The 20,855-nt window shown below is 59.4% G+C and carries 18 protein-coding genes; 12 read left to right on the top strand and 6 right to left on the bottom strand.

Features of this window, described 5'->3' with window-relative positions; genetic code table 11:
* Nucleotides 1–28 precede the first annotated feature (28 nt).
* Entirely contained in the window at nucleotides 29–1,150 is a 1,122-nt protein-coding gene (locus ACFSR7_RS04465; protein WP_378159334.1) for a transglutaminase domain-containing protein, read from the top strand.
* 73 nt (nucleotides 1,151–1,223) lie between these two features.
* Complete coding sequence (locus ACFSR7_RS04460; protein ID WP_378159333.1) at nucleotides 1,224–1,865, top strand: TVP38/TMEM64 family protein; 642 nt, start codon at nucleotides 1,224–1,226, stop codon at nucleotides 1,863–1,865.
* 88 nt (nucleotides 1,866–1,953) lie between these two features.
* On the opposite strand, the gene ACFSR7_RS04455 is transcribed toward ACFSR7_RS04460, so the two are convergent.
* Both ACFSR7_RS04455 and ACFSR7_RS04450 read right to left on the bottom strand, forming a co-directional pair.
* Nucleotides 1,954–2,760, bottom strand: a complete 807-nt coding sequence (locus tag ACFSR7_RS04455; RefSeq protein WP_378159332.1) for a hypothetical protein — start codon at nucleotides 2,758–2,760, stop codon at nucleotides 1,954–1,956.
* Between the two features lie 237 nt (nucleotides 2,761–2,997).
* Complete coding sequence (locus ACFSR7_RS04450) at nucleotides 2,998–3,747, bottom strand: Crp/Fnr family transcriptional regulator (RefSeq protein WP_378159331.1); 750 nt, start codon at nucleotides 3,745–3,747, stop codon at nucleotides 2,998–3,000.
* 250 nt (nucleotides 3,748–3,997) lie between these two features.
* Between ACFSR7_RS04450 and ACFSR7_RS04445 the strand changes: the two genes are divergently transcribed.
* From ACFSR7_RS04445 to ACFSR7_RS04435, 3 genes are all read left to right on the top strand, one after another.
* Nucleotides 3,998–4,459, top strand: coding sequence for a GAF domain-containing protein (locus tag ACFSR7_RS04445; RefSeq protein ID WP_378159330.1), 462 nt, complete (start codon nucleotides 3,998–4,000; stop codon nucleotides 4,457–4,459).
* 87 nt (nucleotides 4,460–4,546) lie between these two features.
* Nucleotides 4,547–5,200 (top strand): response regulator transcription factor, encoded by a 654-nt coding sequence (locus tag ACFSR7_RS04440; protein WP_378159329.1) that lies wholly within the window; start codon nucleotides 4,547–4,549, stop codon nucleotides 5,198–5,200.
* A gap of 37 nt (nucleotides 5,201–5,237) precedes the next feature.
* Nucleotides 5,238–6,311, top strand: coding sequence for a PAS domain-containing sensor histidine kinase (locus tag ACFSR7_RS04435; RefSeq protein ID WP_378159578.1), 1,074 nt, complete (start codon nucleotides 5,238–5,240; stop codon nucleotides 6,309–6,311).
* 282 nt (nucleotides 6,312–6,593) lie between these two features.
* Here the strand turns inward: ACFSR7_RS04435 and ACFSR7_RS04430 are convergent, their stop codons facing one another.
* Nucleotides 6,594–7,538: a transposase gene (locus ACFSR7_RS04430; RefSeq protein WP_378159328.1), complete on the bottom strand. Its 945-nt coding sequence runs from the start codon at nucleotides 7,536–7,538 to the stop codon at nucleotides 6,594–6,596.
* 507 nt (nucleotides 7,539–8,045) lie between these two features.
* On the opposite strand from ACFSR7_RS04430, the gene ACFSR7_RS04425 reads away from it, so the two are divergent.
* From ACFSR7_RS04425 to ACFSR7_RS04395, 7 genes are all read left to right on the top strand, one after another.
* Nucleotides 8,046–8,573 (top strand): hemerythrin domain-containing protein, encoded by a 528-nt coding sequence (locus ACFSR7_RS04425; RefSeq protein ID WP_378159327.1) that lies wholly within the window; start codon nucleotides 8,046–8,048, stop codon nucleotides 8,571–8,573.
* Nucleotides 8,574–8,735: 162 nt separating this feature from the next.
* Nucleotides 8,736–9,284 (top strand): DoxX family membrane protein, encoded by a 549-nt coding sequence (locus ACFSR7_RS04420; protein WP_378159326.1) that lies wholly within the window; start codon nucleotides 8,736–8,738, stop codon nucleotides 9,282–9,284.
* Between the two features lie 110 nt (nucleotides 9,285–9,394).
* A complete protein-coding gene (adhE, locus tag ACFSR7_RS04415) occupies nucleotides 9,395–12,001 on the top strand; it encodes a bifunctional acetaldehyde-CoA/alcohol dehydrogenase (protein WP_378159325.1) in 2,607 nt (868 codons plus the stop codon).
* Between the two features lie 30 nt (nucleotides 12,002–12,031).
* Nucleotides 12,032–14,302 carry a formate C-acetyltransferase gene (gene pflB, locus ACFSR7_RS04410; RefSeq protein ID WP_378159324.1) on the top strand — a complete coding sequence of 757 codons (2,271 nt, stop codon included), beginning with the start codon at nucleotides 12,032–12,034 and terminating at the stop codon, nucleotides 14,300–14,302.
* A 71-nt stretch (nucleotides 14,303–14,373) separates the two neighbouring features.
* Nucleotides 14,374–15,126: a pyruvate formate-lyase-activating protein gene (gene pflA, locus ACFSR7_RS04405; RefSeq protein ID WP_378159323.1), complete on the top strand. Its 753-nt coding sequence runs from the start codon at nucleotides 14,374–14,376 to the stop codon at nucleotides 15,124–15,126.
* A gap of 77 nt (nucleotides 15,127–15,203) precedes the next feature.
* On the top strand, nucleotides 15,204–15,827 hold the full coding sequence (mobA, locus tag ACFSR7_RS04400) for a molybdenum cofactor guanylyltransferase (RefSeq protein WP_378159322.1): 624 nt from the start codon (nucleotides 15,204–15,206) through the stop codon (nucleotides 15,825–15,827).
* A gap of 126 nt (nucleotides 15,828–15,953) precedes the next feature.
* Nucleotides 15,954–18,272 (top strand): bifunctional diguanylate cyclase/phosphodiesterase, encoded by a 2,319-nt coding sequence (locus ACFSR7_RS04395; protein ID WP_378159321.1) that lies wholly within the window; start codon nucleotides 15,954–15,956, stop codon nucleotides 18,270–18,272.
* A 97-nt stretch (nucleotides 18,273–18,369) separates the two neighbouring features.
* On the opposite strand, the gene ACFSR7_RS04390 is transcribed toward ACFSR7_RS04395, so the two are convergent.
* The 3 genes from ACFSR7_RS04390 to ACFSR7_RS04380 form a co-directional block, all read right to left on the bottom strand.
* Entirely contained in the window at nucleotides 18,370–18,702 is a 333-nt protein-coding gene (locus ACFSR7_RS04390; RefSeq protein ID WP_378159320.1) for an ArsR/SmtB family transcription factor, read from the bottom strand.
* A complete protein-coding gene (locus ACFSR7_RS04385; RefSeq protein ID WP_378159319.1) occupies nucleotides 18,702–19,127 on the bottom strand; it encodes an SRPBCC family protein in 426 nt (141 codons plus the stop codon). Before ACFSR7_RS04385 ends, ACFSR7_RS04390 begins: the two co-directional genes overlap by 1 nt.
* A gap of 372 nt (nucleotides 19,128–19,499) precedes the next feature.
* Complete coding sequence (locus tag ACFSR7_RS04380; protein WP_378159318.1) at nucleotides 19,500–20,690, bottom strand: conserved virulence factor C family protein; 1,191 nt, start codon at nucleotides 20,688–20,690, stop codon at nucleotides 19,500–19,502.
* Between the last annotated feature and the right edge of the window lie 165 nt (nucleotides 20,691–20,855).

Raw genomic sequence — 20,855 nt, 5'->3', positions numbered from 1 at the left:
AGCATGCAGACCGGGGGGAGTGCGAGAGATGACCGCGTCCAAACGAAAGCTGAGAGCCATTACCGGATTTTTATTGTCTTCCGCGCTGCTGCTGGCTTCCTCGGTGTGGCCGTACCGCGACACGGCTGTCGCTGCCGTCTCGGCGGAGGAAGCGACGACGCTCCAGAGCAATCTCAAGCAGAAGCTTGGCGCGCGCAGCGAATCCTTCAGCGTCGTGCTCAAGGGCAAGCTGGCCACCGCCGACGTAACCAAGGCGTTTGACAATGTCTTCGCCGCAGACGATTACCTCAAGTACGCGATCCGCTCCTATCGATATACCGTCAGCTCCAACGGCTCCACCTCCACCTTAAGCGTGAATATGAAATATTGGGAAAACGCGGAACAAACCGCGTACGTGAATACGCGCTCAAAGCAGATCCTCGCGTCCATCGTCACCAAGAGCATGAACGCCCATCAGAAGGTCAAAGCCATCCACGACTGGGTGCTGCTTCATGTCGCTTACGACCGTTCGCTCGTTCGCCACTCGGCTTACGATGCGCTGAAGAACGGGCTGACCGTCTGCCAGGGCTATGCCTCGCTCACCTACAGGCTGCTGACGGATGCCGGCATTCCCGCCCGCATCGTCGAAGGCACCGTGAGCACCGGCGCGCACACGTGGAATCTCGTCAAGCTGGACGGCGTCTGGTATCAGCTGGACACGACGTTCGACGACCCGGTGCCGGACGTCAAGGGAAGGACGACGTACGGCTACTATCTGGTGACGGACAGCGCTTTGAAAAAGGATCACACCTGGAAGGCCGTTTATCCGCAGGCCGTCACCTCGTACAAGAATACACTGGACGCGCTGATGGCGAAGGATAAGACGCGCACGGCATTTTACGAAGACCTGCGCGAGGACATGGGGCTCGACTACCTGGATCCTTCCCGCTCGGTGTCCACGGTCAAGGAGATCGCGGCGAAGATTCGCGCGGCTGCCGCGGCCGGCCAGACGACGGCCAAGATGCGTTATACGTCCGAGACCAAGCCCGACCTCGACGCGTTGCTCAAGCTGATGCCCGAGCTGTCGTCGGTCAGCTATACGATGGAGTCGCTCGCGGGCGGAGAGGACGGAGACAGCATGCTGACCGTGAAGTTCAAGCTCCGTCAGTAGCTTCGCCCGATTTGGAAAAAGGCTTACAAATCTTGTATGATGCTTGCATGGGACTCAAGATGGGAGTGTTCATGTGAGCCGCAAGGTCGTTCTGCTGTCGCTAGCCATCGCCGCGGTCGCGTGCGCGCTGCTGTGGGTCAACTTTCACTACCTGAAAATTACGCCGAACAAGCTGCGCGACTGGATGCTGTCTTTCGGCTGGATCGCGCCCGCCGTCTACATCGGCCTATTTGTCGCCAGGCCGTTCGTGCTGTTCCCCGCGTCGGTGCTGACGCTGGCGGGCGGACTGGCATTCGGCACGTGGTACGGTATGCTTTATACGTTTTTGGGCGAGATTCCCGGCGCGGTGTTGTCGTTTCTGCTGGCGCGCCAGGTCGGGCTCGGCTTCTTCAAGGGACGCGACGATCCGCGGCTGCGCAAGCTTGAGGGTGCCATGCAGCGCCGTGGCTTTCCGATGGTGCTCATGCTGCGGATCGCGCCGTTCGTGCCGTTCGATCTCGTCAGCTACGCGGCCGGAGCCGCGCGGGTGCCGCTGCGCGCGTATGTGCCCGCGACGGTGATCGGCACGCTGCCGGGCACGTTCGCCTTCTGTTTTCTCGGCGCAAGCCTGACGCGAGGCGACTGGCGCGAGATCGCGCTGGCGATCGCTGTATTCGGCGCCGCCATGCTGGTCCCGCTGCTGCTGAAGCGGCGAGTGAGACGAGAGGTAGGTTAGCGCGAGCAGCGTCGACGCTAACATACAACCCAAAAAAGGAACCGTACCCGTTAAGGTGCGGTTCCTTTTGCGTTGGCTTAGTTATTTATTAAAAGTAAAACAGGCTAAGGGTGATCGTACTGCCCGGCGTAATCGGCTGATCCAGCAGCGTCTGCGGAATCACGCGACCGTTATAGCGAACCGTCAATCCAATCTGTCCGCCGACCGGAATGCCGGCGACGCTGACGATGAAGCCGTTCGGCCCGAACTGTACCCTGCCGGTCGCAAAAAGCGCTTGGCGCAGCGTCATGCCGGGGTAGAACGTTACATAGCTGGTACCGGATATGTTCGGGAAACCGAGGCCGCCTTCGACTGTCACGGCAACAAAGCTGGTCGGCTCCGGGAGCGGAACGGGCACAGGTCCGGGAACAGGAATCGGCAGCGGGATTGGAATCGGAACCGGGAACGGTCCTGGCGGGAACGGTCCTGGCGGGAACGGTCCGGGTCCTGGGGGGAACGGTCCTGGACCGGGCGGAAACGGACCTGGTCCCGGAAACGGACCTGGTCCCGGATGCGGACCAGGCCCCGGGTGCGGACCAGGCCCCGGGTGCGGACCAGGCCCGGGGTGCGGACCAGGTCCGGGTCCCGGGTGCAAGCCGTGTCCAGGCGGCCGCGGCGGCAACAAGCCCCCTATGTGGGCGCCGCTTCCCGGTCCGTGAGCGCGCTGATGCTCGGGCGTGAACCACCACGGGATTTGCCTAACCGGAATGTCCGGCTCGAAAGACGCCGAATGCGGGCTTTGCTTAACGGCGATGCCCGTCTTTTTTTTCACGGGTGCCTTGGCATGAAGCGTCGCTTCGCGCTTCGCCGCTTGCTTGGCTGCCGGCTGCCTGCGGTTCTGCCGTTTATTTGTCATGCACGTATTCCTCCTCGGCTGGGCGAATGTCGCTAAGGTACGATATGCACCTGCCCAGAAGAAGGTGCGGAGGAATCCCGGACAAAAAAAGCGGGCCTGCAGCGGAAGCTGCAAGCCCAAAAGATATATTATTGAAAAGGGGGGTCATGTCTGTATTGTAACTGCCGAAGATGAAGGTAAGATGAAAGCTATATTACGATTGCGTTACAAACGCTTTGAACCGCCCGAATTCCAAATTTATAGTCTGCAAATCTCCTTGGGACAACCGGGACACGTCGGACAATGACAGATTTCACGCAGCGCGTTCAAGCGCAGAATGATGATCCGGCCCTGACGGATATCGATGATGCCCTCGACCTTCAGGTCGTTCAGCATGCGGTTCACGCTCTCCCGCGATGTGCCGATAAGGTCCGCCATCTCCGTATTGGTCAGCTTCAGCGTGATCTTGATGCCCTCCGGCAAGGCGACGCCATAGGTGTTCGCCATCCGAATCAAGGTCGAAGCGAGCGCGCCGGGCTTGCCGAACAGCAGCAGGTCGCGGAACTTCGATTCGCTTACGCGCTGTCCGACCGCCATCCAGTTCATGAACCGGACCGCGAAGTCTCCGTAGCGGTACAGCAGAATTTCAAGATCCTTCCACTGCACGACGCCAAGCTCCGCGTCCTCGAGCACTTCGGCGCTGAACGAATGGACCGTCGTGAGGCCGTTCTCCGGCTCCCAGATCAGGTCGCCCGCCTGCATGACCGACAGCGTGAAGTCCTTGCCTTCATCCGTCGATTTCCGCAGCTTCACTTTGCCCGAGCGCAAATAGTATAGCTTACCTGTCGCGTCGCCTTCCCAGAACAGATAGCTTCCCTTCTCTGCGCGTTTGGGATACATCAGCTCTTCGAGACGAGCGAACTGATCCTCCGAAAAGAAGCGATGAATGCCGAGCCCGTTGTCCTGCTGCCGTTCCTTGGCCGTCCTGTTCTTCAGCGCTTCGCCCATGACCGCGTCCCCCATCCGAATCCCTTTGATGACTTAATCATACCGTAACTCGCATTCGTCTTTTATCGGGGAACCTCCTGATTATGGAGCGGGAATTCCCTTATCTTTTTGTGAGAATGATCACAGCGGCCCATCGAATCAGGAGTTTCCCTAAGCGTAATTCCGGGAATTCCCCGAATTACGGACAGCCGCCGCTCCGGTAAACTGGAGGGAGCAGCATGCGATACGCATAGCTTGGAGGGATGCGGGGATGGACGAACAAAGCAGCCGCTCAGCGATTTTGGGCAGTCTGGAGATGCTGCGCGAAGAGATCGGATGCGACTTCAGCGCGGTCGGCTTGAAGGAAATGCCGTCGCTCCTGTTAAGGTGGCCGATGGCTTCCGGTCATACGAACGAAAGAATCGAGGGAATCGCAGAAAAGCCCGGTCGCGGCTTGTCCGCTACGGTTATGAAAATAGGCAGGGCGATGCCGCTCAGCATGACCGAGCTGGTGTGCTCGCGCCAGCTGCAAGAATACCCGGTGTTTCTTGCGGAGAACCTGCGTGCCGCCTATGCCGTTCCGCTGGGCTGGGGCGCTGCGACGTCGGGCGTCCTTCTCGTGGGAGATCGGAAAAAGAGAATCTATCGCACAGAGGAGCGACGTCTCGTCGCGGCGGCAGCCGATCGAATCGCAGCCAGACTGGCGGCCATGCCCTCTGCGAAGTCCGTGTAAGACTTCACAGGCGGATGCTCCTTCCAACGCCTCCTATGGTAGAATGAGTAAAAAAGCGGAGCTGCAATGCTGTTGGGAGGCGTAGAGATGGTTCGGATTCTGGTTGTCGACGATCATGCCATCGTGCGTTCAGGGCTTATGATGCTGCTGAACGGCAGACAGGGCATGGAGGTTGTGGGAGAAGCCGCGGACGGAGACGAAGCAATCGCCCAAGCGCAGGCGCTTCGTCCGGACGTCGTGCTGATGGACCTCAGCATGCCGCATGGCAAAGACGGCCTCACGGCTGCGGCCGAGCTCAAGCGCTCGCTTCCGGAGACGGCAGTACTGATCTTGACGATGCACGACGACGAAGGGTACCTGTTCCGGGCGATCCAATCCGGCGCGTCGGGTTATATCTTGAAGAGCGCGCCCCATGAGGAGCTGCTCACCGCCATCCGGCATGTGGCCGAAGGGCAGGCCTATTTGTATCCGACCGCGACCAAGCGGCTGATGAGCGATTACCTGGACAAGCTGAAAAACGGCGAGCACGCAGGGACCTACGAATCCTTATCCGAGCGGGAAAAAGAGATTCTGGCCAAGGTCGCACAAGGCTATTCCAACAAGGAAATCGCGGAGCAGCTCGTCATCAGCGTCAAGACCGTTGAGTCGCACAAAAGCAATCTGATGGAGAAGCTGGAGTTGCGCACGAGACCGGATCTGGTTAAATTCGCGATGAAGAAGGGGCTGCTGACTTTTGAGTGAACCGGCAAACAAAGGCAGGCCGGAGTATCACGCGGAGATGCTGGCGGCCCAGGTGACAGGACTACTCGCCGGGCTTGACGCAGGCGTGGCTGACGCCGAGTATCGGGAGGAGCTGCGCCGCTCGCTCGAGCAGCTCGCGGACGTCAAGTTTGCCCTGGACGAGTCCGCGATCGTCGCCATTACCGACCGCAGGGGCAAGATCCGCTATGTCAACGACAAGTTTTGCGAGATATCCGGCTATAGCAGAGACGAGCTGCTCGGGCAGGACCACCGCCTCGTCAATTCGGGTTATCACGGCAAAGCCTTCATGAAAGAGCTGTGGACGACAATCTCGTCAGGCAAGGTCTGGCGCGGAGAAATCAAAAATCGGGCGAATAACGGTCGCGAATATTGGGTGGATACGACGATCGTTCCATTCGTGGACGGTGACGGCGCCCCTTATCAATATTTGGCGATCCGTCATGAGGTGACGCGCCTCAAGGAGACCGAGGCCGAGCTGCAGTCGATGCTGGGCCAGATGATGCAGATCCAAGAGGAAGAGCGCCGGCGCTTCTCGCGGGATTTGCACGACGGAATCGGCCAGAGTCTCTTTTTCTTCAAAATCACGATCGACCGCCTGCTTGCAGAGCGGGAAGACGAGGGGCTCGCGATGCTGGGGCAGCAGGTGTCTCAGCTTATGTCCGAGGTTAGAGGACTCGCGTGGGAAATGCGTCCTTCCGTGCTGGACGACCTCGGCATCGTGCCGGCGCTCCGAACCTATATCGAGCACTTCGAGAGCCATTACGGAATCAAGGTACACTTTGAATGCGACTTGAAGCGCCGTCCTGCGCTGCTTGCGGAGACGACGATCTACCGCGTCGTCCAGGAGGCGCTGACGAATGTCGGCAAGTATGCAAACGTCTCCGAGGCATTCGTCTCCTTGAGGGAGGAGGACGAGCTGGTGCGCGCGGTCATCCGTGACGAGGGAATCGGCTTCATCCGTGCAACGGCCGGATCCGGCGTCGGCCTCTTCAGTATGGAAGAACGCGCACGGGCGGTGCTGGGCGAGCTGAAGCTGCGATCCGAGCTCGGTCGCGGCACGACAGTAACGTTAAACATCCCACTCGCTTAGCGGTGCGTTAAACATGCGAAACAGGGGAAGGCACGCCATACGCCTGTTTCGCACGTTTTAACAATATCCCGTTGTGTCAGGAAAAAGCGCGCGACCGCTGCATGGCTGCAGCTCTGGGCAGTGACGAGTGGGTCGAACAAAACAATCCAACTCCACTCTTAACACGAAAAATGCCCGTCTCCTCGGAACCGCATTTTGGTCGGAAGCTTCAAATTCCCGGCCATTATCCGAGCATTCACACAATCCCATGTCCCATCCTCCGCTGCGAACGAAATGGCACCACTAACCTGCACGTCGGCCGCTTCGCGCAGGACGCCTATAGGCCCAAGGGATTGGCCGGATGCCAGAGCGGGCGCCTACCAGCCGGCGATAGGTAACCGTCTCCGTCATCCCGCAGCAGGCGATAAGCTCGGCGAGCATGTCGTTGCGGCAAAGGAGGCGGCGAAAGCAGAATTCGTTCAGGTACGCCTGCAGATGCTTCGGACCGATTCCGCCGAACGTCCAGTTCAGCCAGCGCACGGCATCCCGCCAGGCAACATGCAGCGCGGTAAGCCCCCGGTGGCCGCGCTCCAGCCGTTCTACGCGATCGTCCGCAACTCCGCCGGCGACGTGTTTTCGCACAAAATGCTCCGCTGCCTCCTCTCCGCCCACGCCATGCCGCGTCGCATCGTCGCCTTCCGGCCCGTCGACAGCTTTCATTTTGAGATGAACGATATCGCCTGCGCCATCAAGAGAGGCACCGACGACGATAGGCTGCGGTCTTAGCGCTCCCTGCATGATGAGGCTGCCGATATAGCGATGATACTCATAGCCGTAATATTCGCCCAGCAGCTGCAGATCGCCATGGAGCGGCCGTTCGAGGTCCCACTCGCCGATGGCATGTCGAAGCTTGTGGTTGATCAGCCAGGCGGTCTTGTAGGTTACCTCGATGAACTCGGCCAGCAGCCGGGCGCTAATGCCGATCTGCATCAAAAACATCGCCTGGAACCACTTTGTCAGCGGCGTGCGCGAACCCTCGAGCACCGTACCGGCCGTCAGGGAAGCCTGATGGGAACAGGAACGGCACTCAAAAAGCCGGCGTCCGCGCGACGAGACTTCATAATAATGCGGATGCGAACAACGAGGACAGCGGAAGCCGTCCGGCCACTTGGCGGCGAAAAGAGCATGCTCGCAGTCGGCGGTGTTGAAGGCAGGCACGGCGTCCCGAATCGAAAAGCGGCTCGGCATATTAATTCCTCCAAATAGAACATTTGTTCTTATTTTATCATAGTTTCGACAGGAAGTCCCGCTTATTGGAAAATAAATTTTTCCTTGTCGAAGGGGATAGCGGCGAGTCATTAACTAGGTTGATGTGTTGGGCTAGGCAGGTCTCTTGGTTGGATTAATAGATGAGAGCGGGCGGTAAGAAGGGCGGACTGGAAAATGCGAATTAGGGATACGAAACAGCGAATAAGAAATAGGATTGCGAAATAGGGAACTAGAGATAGGAATACGAATTAGCGAATGCGAAATAGGGATGCGGTTCACGTTCGGATTCGTCCCTCTTCCTTACGGAAGGGGATACTGTTAAAACGAGTAAAAGTAGTGTGCCTACAACGTCCCGCGTGTAAATGTGTCGATATTTTGTCCGCGATCAATATGTGATTTTTTTCACATTAATGGTTCGTTATACGCTGTATATTAAAAGCATCAAAAGAAGCAACGCCCCGAACAATGAAGAGGAGGCACAACACGATGAAAACAAACCACGAAGATAATCGCGCATCGCAGCCGATCGCCGGAGGCGACGAACGTTACACGCTGCTTAGCGAAGCGGTCGTCAGAGCCCAACAGGAGCACGACGCACTGGAGGCGGAACTGGCAGACTTGTATGCGCAGGCTTGCACGGTTCGCAAGGATGAGAACATCGTTCATCTGAACGCGAATGTCCGGATCTTGAATGAACGCGTGAAACATTTCATGACGGAATGGAGCGCGCATATCGCGTGGGAGAAGACGGAGCTCTTCCCATACGCGACATGGTATCTGGAGACCGAGCCCGACTTGTTCGCTTTAATGGAGCTGGACTACGGACTTGCGGAGCGGTTTATCGGCTCGTTCCTCAACACGCTGGAACAGGCGGTACTCCCGATCTCTCCGGAGGAGGCGAAGGCACTGTCGTCCCGTCTGCTGCAAGCTTATGCCTGCTTGAAAAATCGGCTGAACGAGGAACAGGAAATCATCGACACGCTGGAGGATCACTCGAATGTTTACAGCTTCTAAGCGCTGCCTCATAAAGTGAAACTTTTCACAAGAAAATGCTCGAAAATGTGATTTCCATCACATGCGGCATTCCTCGCATCCCTCATAATGAGGGTGTAAGGCAAGCAACACAATCGACACCCACTAATAAACGCCGTAAAGGCGAAAAGGGAGATGGCCATTATGGTCACCAAATGGTTTAGAGAAAACGTATGGGCGGCAGTCGCAGTCACGCTTCTTCGCATCTATGTCGGCTGGCAATGGATCGATGCGGGCTGGCACAAGTTGACGGGCGGATTTACGGCTAAAGGATTCTTGCAAGGGGCGGTCGCCAAGCCGGTAGCCGACCACGCGACGAACGAAGTCATCTTCCCTAACTACACGTACTTCATCCAGCACTTCGCACTGCCGAACATCAAGCTGATCGACGTATTGATCCCGCTGGGCGAGTTTCTGATCGGCGTAGGTCTGATCGTAGGGGGACTCACAGTCACGGCCGCCTTCTTCGGAATGCTGCTCAACACGCTGTTCCTCTTCGCAGGTACTGTAAGCACGAACCCTTGGCTGCTGGTCCTCGGCTTCATCGTCTTCACGGCAGGCGCCAATGCCGGGCGCTTCGGACTCGACTACTACCTGCTTCCGCTTATCCGCAAGGGCTTTGGCAAGATCAAGCACGCTATCGCGGATAAGAAGAATAACGACGGTACGCACGGCAAGCCCGTTGCGCATTAATTCATCGCATCGACTGGTTGACACGGCGGCCGGAGTTCTCCGGCCGCCGTCCATATCGTCCGGCGCCGAGACCGGATGAGAGAAGCGATACTTGACGGGAGGCCACGAGGATGGCGACGAAGGAAAAAGCGCAAACCGAATTCATTTCCGCGCATGACGAGGTAAATTTGCTGGCGGAGCGCGCCAACAAGGCGCTCGAGGCGTACATGCGGTTGAATCAGGAGCAGGTGGACCGGATCGTGCAGGCAATGGCGCTTGCGGGACTCGACCAGCACATGCCGCTCGCGAAGCTCGCAGTCGAAGAGACCGGACGCGGCGTATATGAAGACAAGATTACGAAAAACATTTTTGCGACGGAATATATCTACCACAGCATCAAGGCGGAGAAAACGGTTGGCGTGATCGAAGAGAACGTCTACGAGAATTACCGGATGGTCGCCGAACCGGTCGGCGTCATCGCCGGCATCACGCCGGTTACGAATCCGACTTCGACGACGATGTTCAAGTCGCTGATCGCCGCCAAGACGCGCAATCCGATCGTCTTCGCCTTCCACCCTTCTGCGCAGAAATCAAGTGCGGCTGCAGCGAGGACGCTGCTTGAGGCGGCAGTCGCCGCCGGCGCGCCGGAGCACTGCATTCAGTGGATCGAGCACCCTTCCGTCGAGGCGACGGGCTTGCTGATCAATCACAAGGACATTGCGCTCGTCCTGGCGACCGGCGGCTCCGCAATGGTAAAGGCGGCCTACAGCACGGGCAAACCGGCGCTCGGCGTAGGCCCGGGCAACGTTCCTTGCTTCATCGAACGCACGGCGGATCTTGAGCAAGCGGTAACCGACCTGATCCTTTCCAAGACGTTCGATAACGGCATGATTTGCGCCTCCGAGCAAGCTGTCATTCTGGAGGAGCCGATATACGAGCAAGCGAAGGCGCTCATGTCGCGTCAAGGCTGTTATTTCCTCAATAAAGAGGAGATCGAGGCGGTATCGCGGCTCGTCATCAACCCCGAGAAATGCGCGGTCAATGCCGTCATCGTCGGACAGCCGGCCGTCAAAATCGCGGAAATGGCAGGCATTCAAGTGCCGCCGTCGACGAAGCTGCTTGTAGCAGAGCTGGCCGGCGTCGGCGAGAAATATCCACTGTCCGCCGAGAAGCTCAGCCCGGTGCTCGCCTGCTACAAAGTCAAGACGGCAGAACAAGGCATCGAACGCGCCGCGCAAGTCATCGCGTTCGGCGGCATGGGCCACTCGTCGGTCATCCATTCGAACGACCAAGCGGTCATCGCGGCTTTCTCGGCGCGGCTGCAGACGGGACGCATCATCGTTAACGCGCCTTCGACGCACGGTGCGATCGGCGACATTTACAACACGAACCTGCCTTCGCTCACGCTCGGCTGCGGCTCGTACGGCCATAACTCGACGACCTCGAACGTGACCGCCGTCAACCTCATTAACGTTAAGCGCGTGGCGTATCGCACGGTTAATATGCAATGGTTCAAGGTGCCGCCGAAAATTTACTTCGAAAAAGGCGCTACGCAGTATCTCGAGAAGATGCCGGACATCAGCCGCGTCATGATCGTGACCGACGAGGCGATGGTGAAGCTCGGTTACGTGGAGAAGGTGGCGTACTATCTCCGCAAGCGCAAGGATCCGGTGTCGGTCGAGATCTTCAGCGACGTCGAGCCCGATCCTTCGGTCGACACGGTCGAGCGAGGCACCCGCATGATGGCGCAGTTCAAGCCGGATTGCATCATCGCGCTCGGAGGCGGCTCGCCGATGGACGCTGCGAAGGCGATGTGGCTGTTCTACGAGTATCCGGACACGAGCTTCGACTCGCTCAAGCAGAAGTTCATGGATATCCGCAAACGCATCTACAAGTATCCGCGGCTCGGCAAAAACGCCAAGTTCGTCGCGATTCCGACGACGTCGGGCACAGGCTCGGAAGTAACGTCGTTCGCCGTTATCACCGACAAAAACAAAGGCAACACCAAGTACCCGCTCGCCGATTACGAACTTACGCCGGACGTCGCCATCGTCGATCCGGACTATGTGTACAGCTTGCCGAAAACGGCGGTCGCTGACACGGGCATGGACGTGCTGACGCATGCCATCGAAGCCTATGTCTCGGTGATGGCGAACGACTTTACCGACGGCCTCGCGCTTAAAGCCATCCAGCTCGTGTTCGACAATCTGGAAGCGTCGTTCCATAAGGCGGACCCGGTCGCGCGGGAAAAGATGCACAATGCGTCGACCATAGCGGGCATGGCGTTCGCCAATGCGTTTCTGGGCATCAACCACAGCCTGGCGCACAAGTGGGGCGGACAGTACCATACGGCCCACGGCCGCACCAATGCGATCCTGTTGCCGCATGTCATCCGCTACAATGCACAGCAGCCGACGAAGTTCGCTTCGTTTCCGAAATACAGCCACTTCATCGCCGACAAGCGTTACGCCGATATCTCCCGGCTGCTTGGGCTGCAGGCCAGAACGACGGAAGAAGGCGTCACCAGCTTGATCAACGCGATACGTCAGCTCAACCTGTCGCTGCAGATTCCGGAGTCGTTCCAGGCGCTCGGATTCGACGCCGCCGACTTCGAATTGCGGGTCGATCAGCTTGCAGACCGGGCGTTCGAAGACCAATGCACGACCGCGAATCCGCGCATGCCGCTCGTCGTCGAGCTGGCCGACGTGTACCGCAACGCTTTTTACGGCAAGTTCTAAGCGGACATCGATCATTAGGAGGCAACGCTTATGAGCATTTTGAACAAAACGATCGGCGAATCCGCCGGCCGGGTGGACGGCTGGAGAGGCTTTCAAGCGGGCGCCTGGCAAACGGCCGTAGACGTGAACGACTTCCTGGCGCGCAACCTTACGCCATATGAAGGCTCCGCTGCGTTCTTGGCCGAACCGACGGATGCGACCCGCGAGTTGTGGACGCAAGTGCTGGCGTTGATGAAACGGGAACGGGAAAACGGGGGCGTGCTGGACGTCGACACCGAGACGGTGTCCACGATCGTTTCGCATCGTCCGGGCTACATCGACAAGGCACTGGAGAAGATCGTCGGCCTGCAGACCGACGCGCCGCTGAAACGCTCGATCCAGCCGTTCGGTGGCATCCGGATGGCGCAGGACGCATGCGAGGCTTACGGCTACAAGCTGCCGGACGAAATGGTCCGCATCTTTACGGACGTCCGCAAGACGCACAACCAGGGCGTGTTCGACGCTTACACCGCCGAGATGCGTCTTGCCCGCAAGGCCGCCATCATCACCGGCCTGCCGGACGCCTACGGCCGCGGCCGGATCATCGGGGATTACCGCAGGACGGCGCTGTACGGCGTCGACAAGCTGATCGCGGCCAAGCAGGCCGACCTGACCGCGCTGGAAAAGGACGTTATGGGCGAAGACCTCATTCGTCTTCGCGAGGAAGTGTCCGAGCAGATCCGGGCGCTCGGCGAGCTCAAAGCGATGGCGGCCTCCTACGGCTACGACATCTCGGGACCTGCGACGAACGCGGCGGAAGCGGTGCAGTGGCTCTACTTTGCCTACCTGGCCGCGATCAAGGAGCAGAACGGCGCCGCGATGAGCCTTGGACGCGTATCCAGCTTCCTCGACGTATATATCGAACGGGACATTCGGGAAGGCGCTCTGACCGAGAAGCAAGCTCAGGAGCTGATTGACCACCTCGTCATGAAGCTTCGGCTGGTCAAGTTCCTGCGCACGCCGGACTACAACGAGCTCTTCAGCGGCGACCCGACCTGGGTGACCGAGTCGATCGGCGGTATGGCTAAGGACGGGACGACGCGCGTCACGAAAAACTCCTTCCGGTTCCTGCACACGCTGTACAATCTGGGTCCGGCGCCGGAGCCGAATCTGACGGTGCTCTGGTCGACCGGACTGCCCGAAGGCTTCAAGGACTACTGCGCCAAAGTTTCCGTCGACACGAGCTCGATCCAGTATGAAAACGATGACCTCATGCGTCCGATCTACGGCGACGACTACGGTATCGCCTGTTGCGTCTCGGCCATGCGGATCGGCAAGCAAATGCAATTTTTCGGCGCCCGCGCCAACCTCGCCAAGGCGCTGCTGTACGCAATCAACGGCGGCAAGGACGAAAAGCTGGGCGTGCAGGTCGGTCCCGAGCTCGCGCCGCTCACAAGCGAGTATCTTGACTACGACCAGGTTATGGCGAGGTACGACGAGGTGTTTGAATGGCTGTCGAAGTTGTATATCAACACGCTGAACGTCATTCATTACATGCATGATAAATACAGTTACGAACGCATCGAGATGGCCTTGCACGATACGGAGATCCTGCGCACGATGGCCACCGGCATCGCCGGCCTTTCGGTCGTCGCGGATTCGCTGTCCGCGATCAAGTACGCCAAGGTGAAGCCGATCCGCAACGACAAGGGCCTTGCGGTCGACTTTGAGATCGAAGGCGAATATCCTCAGTTCGGCAACAACGATTCGTGCGTCGACGATATTGCGGTCGACCTGACCGACGCGTTCATGTCGAAGCTGCGCAAGCGCGAGACGTACCGCGGCTCGATGCCGACGTTGTCGGTGCTGACGATCACTTCGAACGTCGTCTACGGCAAGAAAACCGGCAGCACGCCCGACGGCCGCAAGGCCGGCGAGCCGTTCGCGCCCGGGGCCAATCCGATGCACGGCCGCGACCGCAAAGGCGCGCTCGCTTCGCTCAGCTCGGTCGCCAAGCTGCCGTATCACAACTGCCTCGACGGCATCTCCAACACGTTCTCGATCGTGCCGAAGGCGCTTGGCCGCGAAGAGGATACGCGCATCGGCAATCTCGTGTCGCTGCTCGACGGCTACGCCGACAAGGGCGGGCACCATCTGAACATCAACGTGTTCAACCGGGAGCAACTGCTTGACGCGATGGAGCATCCGGAGCAATACCCGCAGCTGACGATCCGCGTCTCGGGCTATGCCGTCAACTTCATCAAGCTGTCCCGGGAGCAGCAGCTCGACGTCATCAACCGGACGTTCCACGGCTCGATCTGACCGGACGGCGGCGAGCCCGGATGCGTTCGACCTAGCGTCGATAAATCGATACTTCAGAGGAGGACTCGGCGATGCATCATGCAGGAAGGATACATTCTCTGGAGACGTTCGGGACGGTCGACGGTCCCGGCATTCGCTTCGTGCTCTTCATGCAGGGCTGCGCGCTCCAATGCGCATATTGCCACAATCCGGATTCCTGGGATACCAAGGCCGGACAGCTGCGAACGGTCGACGACATATTGGCCGAGATCGAACCGTACGTTCCTTTCTACAAAAGGTCGGGCGGAGGCATCACCGTCACGGGTGGGGAACCGACGCTGCAGGCGCCGTTCGTCGCCGAGTTGTTCGAGAAATGCAAGGAACGGTGGGGCTTGCATACGGCACTCGATTCGTCGGGCTTCTGCGATCCGCACCATGCGAAGCGGCTGCTCGACGCTACGGACCTTGTGCTGCTCGATCTGAAAATGATCGATCGCGCCGGCCACGAGCAGCTTACCTCGCAGCCTAACGATCGAATTCTGGCCTTCGCTAGGCATCTGTCGGAGGCCGGCATCAAGATGTGGATCCGACGCGTGCTCTTGCCGTACTGGACCGACGGGATGACGGAGCTGCTGGCGCTAGGCGAGTTTATCGGCGAGCTGAACGGCGTCGACAAGATCGAAGTGCTGCCTTATCACCGGATGGGCGTGTACAAATGGGAGCAGCTGGGCAGAGCCTACAGGCTGGAGGGCGTGCCGGAGCCGTCGCCTGAAGAGGTCATGCGGGCTTATCGGCTGATCGAGCAAAGCATGCAAGCTGCAAAGGCTGCAAAGGCTGCAAAGTAACGCGGACGGACGCTTCTTCCCGGCGAGGCTCGGGAAGGTGCGTCCTCGTGCGTTCCATCGAGAAAGGAGACCATGACATGTCCACTACATCCGTTACCGGCGCGATTCTCGCAGGCGGCACCAAGGCAATGTTTGGAGGAACCCTGAAAGCGCTTCTGCCTATACAGGAAGAAGCCATGATCGTCAGGCAAGTGCGCGAGATGCGCAAGCTGTGCAAGGAAATCATTGTCGTCACCGATACGCCGAAGCCTTTTTTTGACGTGCTGGATTCGTCCGTCCGCATCATTACGGATTATTATCCGGGTCGGGGACCGCTTGGCGGCATGCACTCGGCACTGCGCCTCGCGCGCAATCCGTTGGTATGGATCGTCGGCTCGGACATGCCATTTGTCTCGGCCGAGGAAGCCCGCCGGCTGATGACAGGCTTCTCGGACGGCGTTCAAGCGGTCATCCCGATCGCCTGCGAGCGGCCGGTCCCGCTGCATGGGCTGTATGACAGCCGCTGCTCGGAGACGGTCGCTGCGCTGCTGACAGCCGGAGGCGAGAGCTTGGAGAGCTTGCTTGGGCGGGTGCCCTGGCTTGGCGTGCCGTGGGAGGGAGAAGCGGGTCAAGACACGCCTGCGTTCTCATTCGAGATCCGGGGCGAAGCCGACTACGAGCGCGCCAAGAGCCTCCTGCAAGTCGCGCGCTCTACCGGCTAAGCACGCCTCCTCCGCTGGAAACGCTATTTCGAAACGAATCAAGACGACGTTCGATGCTCGTGCAGGATTATGTCGTTTTATGTTGAAATAGCTATGTACAGTCCGACTCCGGGGGAAAGCCATTCTATGCATTCAGCTGAACCGATCCATCATACATCCGCCAGAAAAGCAGCGCTGGGCGTTTGGGCGCTGCTTCTTGTCATTTTTGTTCTACTCTCCGTTCCGATCGCCTGGAGCACGTCCCTCTACGAGGACAGAATCGTGCGCAAGGCCGACCAGGATGCCGAAGCGGAGCTTGCCTCGCACGCCAACTCGCTCAGGCTCGCAGTGGAACGACGGCTGCTCCTGGCGGAGAGCCTCATGGCGTTTGCGGACACAGAACTCATGAACGGCAAAGATATCGACGACGTGCGCTTCAATGAATTCGCGTCTCATTTCGTGCCTAAAATTCCGGACGTTCGCAATATATCCTTGTATCCGGACGGCATCGCACGCTACGTGTATCCTGCAAAGGGAAACGAAGCGCTGTTCGGGCTCAATCTGTTCAAGCACAAGGACCAGGCAGTCCGGGATAATGCGAAGCGAACGATGAAGATCGAAGACGTTACGCTTATGGGGCCTCTGGAATTAACGCAGGGCGGCCTCGGATTGTTAACGCGGCAATCCATCTTCGTCGATGGCCGCTTTTGGGGCTTTGCCTCGGTCGTGCTGGACGTGCCGGCGCTGATCCGGGAAGGTATTCAGTCTACGGATACCGGCGAGCTGGAAATCGCTCTCCGAGCCAACGGCAGGCTCCTGCTGGGCGATGAGGAGTTGTTCGATGAGGAAGGCTTGAGGGAGATGGTCAGGCTTCCCGAGGGCGAGTGGTCGCTCGCCGGAAAACTGAAGGAGAGCCAACTGCGCGAGATTGAGAACAAGGTGCTTCTGATCCGTGTCATCAGCATGATTTGCGTGGCGCTCATCCTGTATTTGCTCTACGTGCAACTGACCGGCAAAGCCAAGCTGGACATCAAGGTTCGCGAGCGGACGAGCGAGCTCCAGCGGGCGAACGAGATGATTGAAGCCTCGAACGAGGAATTGATCGCGATTGAAGAGGAGCTGCGCGAGCAGAACCGGGTGCTCGAGAGCAAGGAGCAGGCGCTGCGTTACATGGCCTATCACGATGCGGTGACGGGCGCGTACAACCGGACGTATTTCAACCAGCACCTCGAGGAACAACGGTCCGCAGCCGAGCGGATGGCGCGCAAGCTTGCGCTCCTGTTCCTGGATCTCGATCAGTTTAAACTGGTTAACGATACGCTCGGCCATACTTTTGGAGACATCCTGCTGAAGGAAGCCGCGATGCGTCTGCAGGGCATCCAGAACGAAGCTTACCACGGGCTGGCCTTTTACAGGATAGGCGGGGATGAGTTCACGATCATTCTTCCGCTCATCGAGGATCCGGAAGCCGGCAAGCAGCTTGCGGAGCAGGTGATCGAGCTGTTCCGCCAACCCTTTTTCCTCAAGGGAGCCGAATATTACTTGACCGCGAGCGTCGGTATTGCGATCTATCCCGAACATGGCACCGACGCGCCCACGCTTATCAAGAACGCCGACAAAGCGATGTACGCGGCCAAGGAAGCCGGGAAAAACCGCTATAAATGCTATGACGGCGCGGATCAGTCGGGTGCCGGCGAGCTGATGGAGCTGCGGAGCTACCTGCGTAAGGCGCTGTCGCGTGGCGAGCTCGAGCTGTATTATCAGCCGCAGATTCAAGCAGGTAGCGGCAGCCTTGTCGGGATGGAGGCGCTGCTGCGCTGGAATCATCCCAAATTGGGACCGGTCTCACCCCAGCAATTTATCCCGCTCGCAGAGGAGACCGGTCTTATCGTCGAGATCGGGGAGTGGGTGCTCCGCGTCGCCTGCGCGCAGAACAAAGCTTGGCAGGAAGCGGGTTTTCCCGAGCTGCGCATAGCGGTTAACCTTTCCGCACGCCAGTTCGCTTCCGGAGACGTGGCTGCGTCCGTCCGCAGCGCATTGGAATCGTCGGGACTCGATCCGCAATATCTGGAGCTCGAGATCACGGAGAACATGGCCATGAAAAACGAGAATCTTCCGACGCTCGAACTGCTGCGGGATATGGGCATCACGCTGTCGATCGACGACTTCGGCACCCAACATTCGTCGCTCGGCTACCTGAAGACGCTGCCGATCAGCCGCATCAAAATCGACCGTTCCTTCGTCAGCGGCATCGGCAAAGACGAGCGGGACGAGGCGATCATTCACGCGATGATGCTCGTGGCCCGGCGGCTGAAGCTGTCCGTCGTGGCCGAGGGCGTCGAGACGGAGGCGCAATACCGCTTCCTCGCCGAACACGAGTGCGACGATATTCAGGGCTTCCTGTTCTATCGTCCGCAGCCGGCGGAGCTGATCCGGAAAATTCTGCTCGAGCATTGGAAGGCATAATGCTATTATTCGAAGCCGCAGCATGTACGACGAACCGTTGTGCAAGTCAAAAATCCCTCCGCGCTTGCTCGTACGCGGGGGGATTTTTCGCAGTTCATTATGCGTCTTCGCCTTGAACCTCTACCAGATGCTTCAGCATCGCAAGCTTGTTGTCCCAGAACTGCTCGAAGTAAGAGAGCCAATCCTTAAGCTCCGTCAGCGGCTCGGGTCGAAAGGCGTAACGCGTCTCGCGTCCGGCCCGCCGCTCGGTGACGAGCCCCGCTTCCCGCAGAACTCGCAGATGCTTGGAGACGGCGGTCCGGCTCATATCGAACTGCCCGCTGAGCGCCGACAGCGGCTGCTCGCCCTGCGTCAGCAGGCGCAGCAGGCGCCGCCGGCTCGGGTCCGCGATCGCCTGGTAGACGTCGTGCTGCGGCAGCGATTGTCCCATCAGGCTTCGACCACCCGCTGCAGCTTGGCGACGATGCCGTCCCAGCCGCCTGACATATGCTCGCGGATAACGCCGTGCGGTTGGCCGAACTCGGTCAGCGTGTCCTCATCCCAGCCTCCATGCGTAAGTGTGAAGCCCGTTTGAGAGTCGGACAATTCCTTCAGCTCAAAGGACAGCGTCCAGTCCTTGCCCCAATTCATAGAGAACCGCGCGGGCGGATCGAACGCAGTCACCTTGCATGGCGACATGCCGAACTGACCGGCGTTGAGCGTGAACTCATGACCGACGACCGGCTCGAAGCCAATCGGCGGCATGAACCAGGCGGAGATGCCTTCGGCTGTGGATACCATTTTCCAGACCTTCTCGATTGGCGCGTTCAGCTCCAGGGTACGTACGATATCGGGGAGTTTGCGGGAATTCGTCATGGCGGTGAACCTCCTTAAAATATAGGAAACCATTTGGTTTCATGTAATTATGATACGAAACCAAATGGTTTCTTGTCAAGCGGAAGATTCGCCTACGCGGCTGCAACTTGTTTTTTCGTTTTAACAGTATCCCCTTCAAACAGGAAAGCGAACGCGGGATCGTCCGCATTCGCTCTCTTTGATTGCCGAACCTGTAACGGCCAGGCCTATTAACTGTCCAAACTTCATACGGCACCGAGCTGGCGCCTACCTACAATCCTGTTCCTGACGGAAGGGGATATTGTTAAAAAGCCTTGAAGAACCGGTTCCGTCGGTTGAAATCATCCCGCCACGCCTGTCGTCGAGCACCGGCCGCAGCAAGGGTGACCGGCTCTAGCTTTGCGCTTCGTCCTCGCCTTGACGCTGCTCGCGCATGCGCGTCATCTGTTGCCAGACCGAGCCGGCGGCTTCCTCGCCGCTGCGAATGCGCGCGATGGCGATCTCAGCCTGCAGCTTCACCTCGAACTCCGGCTCGGCCGCGGCCACGCGCTCCAGCGCCTCAAGCACGGACTCGTCGCCGGCCTCGTACAGGAAGCGCGCCGCGCGCCAGCGCACGAGCTTGTTGGCGTCGCCGAGCGACTCCGCCATCGCCGGACCTGCGGCGGGATCGCCGATGTCCGAGAGCGTGTCCCCCGCCGTGCGGCGCACGGCCGCCGACGAATCCTTCAGCGCGGCCAGCAGCGGCGGCAGCGCTTCGGGAATGCGCAGGTCGCCGAGGTAAACCACGGCGAGCCGGCGCACCGATACCTGCGGGTCGCGCGCGGCCAGCGCGAGCAGCGGGAGCAGCTCCGCGTCGGGCTTGGCCCGCGACAGCGCCGCATAGCGCGTCTGCCAGTCCGGCGCGCGCAGCGCCGTCTCGAGCTCTTCCGGCGTCGTCGCCCGGCTCGCCGCAGCGACGCCCTCGGGCCCGTCCGCCGCGGCTGTGCCTTCGCCCGCGCCGGCCGCCTGCGCGGCCGCGATCAGCTCGCGCAGCCGCTCGTCCGGGTAGGCCGCGTCCAGCTCGCGCGCGACCTCCTCCAAAATCTCCTGCGGCTCGCCGTAGCGCACGCCGAATTCCGCGAGCCGCCGCTCGCGGATGAACGTGCCGGCCGCGGCTTCGTTCACGGCGTCCGTGAACCGCTGGCCGAGCGCGGCCCGCGATTCCTGGCCGCCGCTCTGCACGCGGATCTGCATCGGGATGCCGCGGTACATCTGCACGAGCACGCGGGCTTCGCCGAAGCTGTAGGCCAGCGCGTCGTCGTCCGCACCGGCGCCTCCGCCGTCCGCGGCGGCGCCGAACAGCTCGCGCACGGCCGCGAGAATGCCGGCCCAGTCCGCGCTCGGGCGGCGGTCCAGCGCGAAGAAATCGGCCGTCCTGAACGCCGACTTCACGCCGGGAATCTCCAGCAGCTTCGCCACGAATGGCGGCAGCTGGTCTTTTTTGTCCATCGTATAGGTATGGCGTTCGCCGGCGGGCAGCTTTTCGTCCACGTTCAGCTTCATTGAATTCGGGCTGGGCGTCGGCTCAATTGACAGCAGCTTCATGTACACACGACCTCGCTTTGCATATGGTGATCTCGCCAATCTCTCTCTATACAATACCGCACCGCGTTCCGTATTGCCAAAGGAGGGGTATTTAAGTGACATATCGGCCTTGGTACATTGGCCTGATTCCTGCTATAGTAAGATTAGTACGTCAACGGAGGGGTA

Origin of the sequence: Cohnella sp. GCM10020058 (assembly GCF_042683485.1) — a bacterium.
GTDB lineage: Bacteria > Bacillota > Bacilli > Paenibacillales > Paenibacillaceae > Cohnella.
Note: the sequence above shows the minus strand (reverse complement) of the source record. Positions and strands in the feature narration are given on the sequence as shown.

Coding starts and splice junctions, on each gene's coding strand:
- ACFSR7_RS04395 (WP_378159321.1), top strand. CDS start 15,954: ATGCATTCAGCTGAACCGATCCATCATACATCCGCCAGAAAAGCAGCG.
- ACFSR7_RS04425 (WP_378159327.1), top strand. CDS start 8,046: ATGAAAACAAACCACGAAGATAATCGCGCATCGCAGCCGATCGCCGGA.
- ACFSR7_RS04440 (WP_378159329.1), top strand. CDS start 4,547: ATGGTTCGGATTCTGGTTGTCGACGATCATGCCATCGTGCGTTCAGGG.
- ACFSR7_RS04380 (WP_378159318.1), bottom strand. CDS start 20,690: ATGAAGCTGCTGTCAATTGAGCCGACGCCCAGCCCGAATTCAATGAAG.
- adhE (WP_378159325.1), top strand. CDS start 9,395: ATGGCGACGAAGGAAAAAGCGCAAACCGAATTCATTTCCGCGCATGAC.
- ACFSR7_RS04465 (WP_378159334.1), top strand. CDS start 29: ATGACCGCGTCCAAACGAAAGCTGAGAGCCATTACCGGATTTTTATTG.
- ACFSR7_RS04435 (WP_378159578.1), top strand. CDS start 5,238: ATGCTGGCGGCCCAGGTGACAGGACTACTCGCCGGGCTTGACGCAGGC.
- ACFSR7_RS04445 (WP_378159330.1), top strand. CDS start 3,998: ATGGACGAACAAAGCAGCCGCTCAGCGATTTTGGGCAGTCTGGAGATG.
- mobA (WP_378159322.1), top strand. CDS start 15,204: ATGTCCACTACATCCGTTACCGGCGCGATTCTCGCAGGCGGCACCAAG.
- ACFSR7_RS04390 (WP_378159320.1), bottom strand. CDS start 18,702: ATGGGACAATCGCTGCCGCAGCACGACGTCTACCAGGCGATCGCGGAC.
- ACFSR7_RS04385 (WP_378159319.1), bottom strand. CDS start 19,127: ATGACGAATTCCCGCAAACTCCCCGATATCGTACGTACCCTGGAGCTG.
- ACFSR7_RS04430 (WP_378159328.1), bottom strand. CDS start 7,538: ATGCCGAGCCGCTTTTCGATTCGGGACGCCGTGCCTGCCTTCAACACC.
- pflB (WP_378159324.1), top strand. CDS start 12,032: ATGAGCATTTTGAACAAAACGATCGGCGAATCCGCCGGCCGGGTGGAC.
- ACFSR7_RS04420 (WP_378159326.1), top strand. CDS start 8,736: ATGGTCACCAAATGGTTTAGAGAAAACGTATGGGCGGCAGTCGCAGTC.
- pflA (WP_378159323.1), top strand. CDS start 14,374: ATGCATCATGCAGGAAGGATACATTCTCTGGAGACGTTCGGGACGGTC.
- ACFSR7_RS04450 (WP_378159331.1), bottom strand. CDS start 3,747: ATGGGCGAAGCGCTGAAGAACAGGACGGCCAAGGAACGGCAGCAGGAC.
- ACFSR7_RS04455 (WP_378159332.1), bottom strand. CDS start 2,760: ATGACAAATAAACGGCAGAACCGCAGGCAGCCGGCAGCCAAGCAAGCG.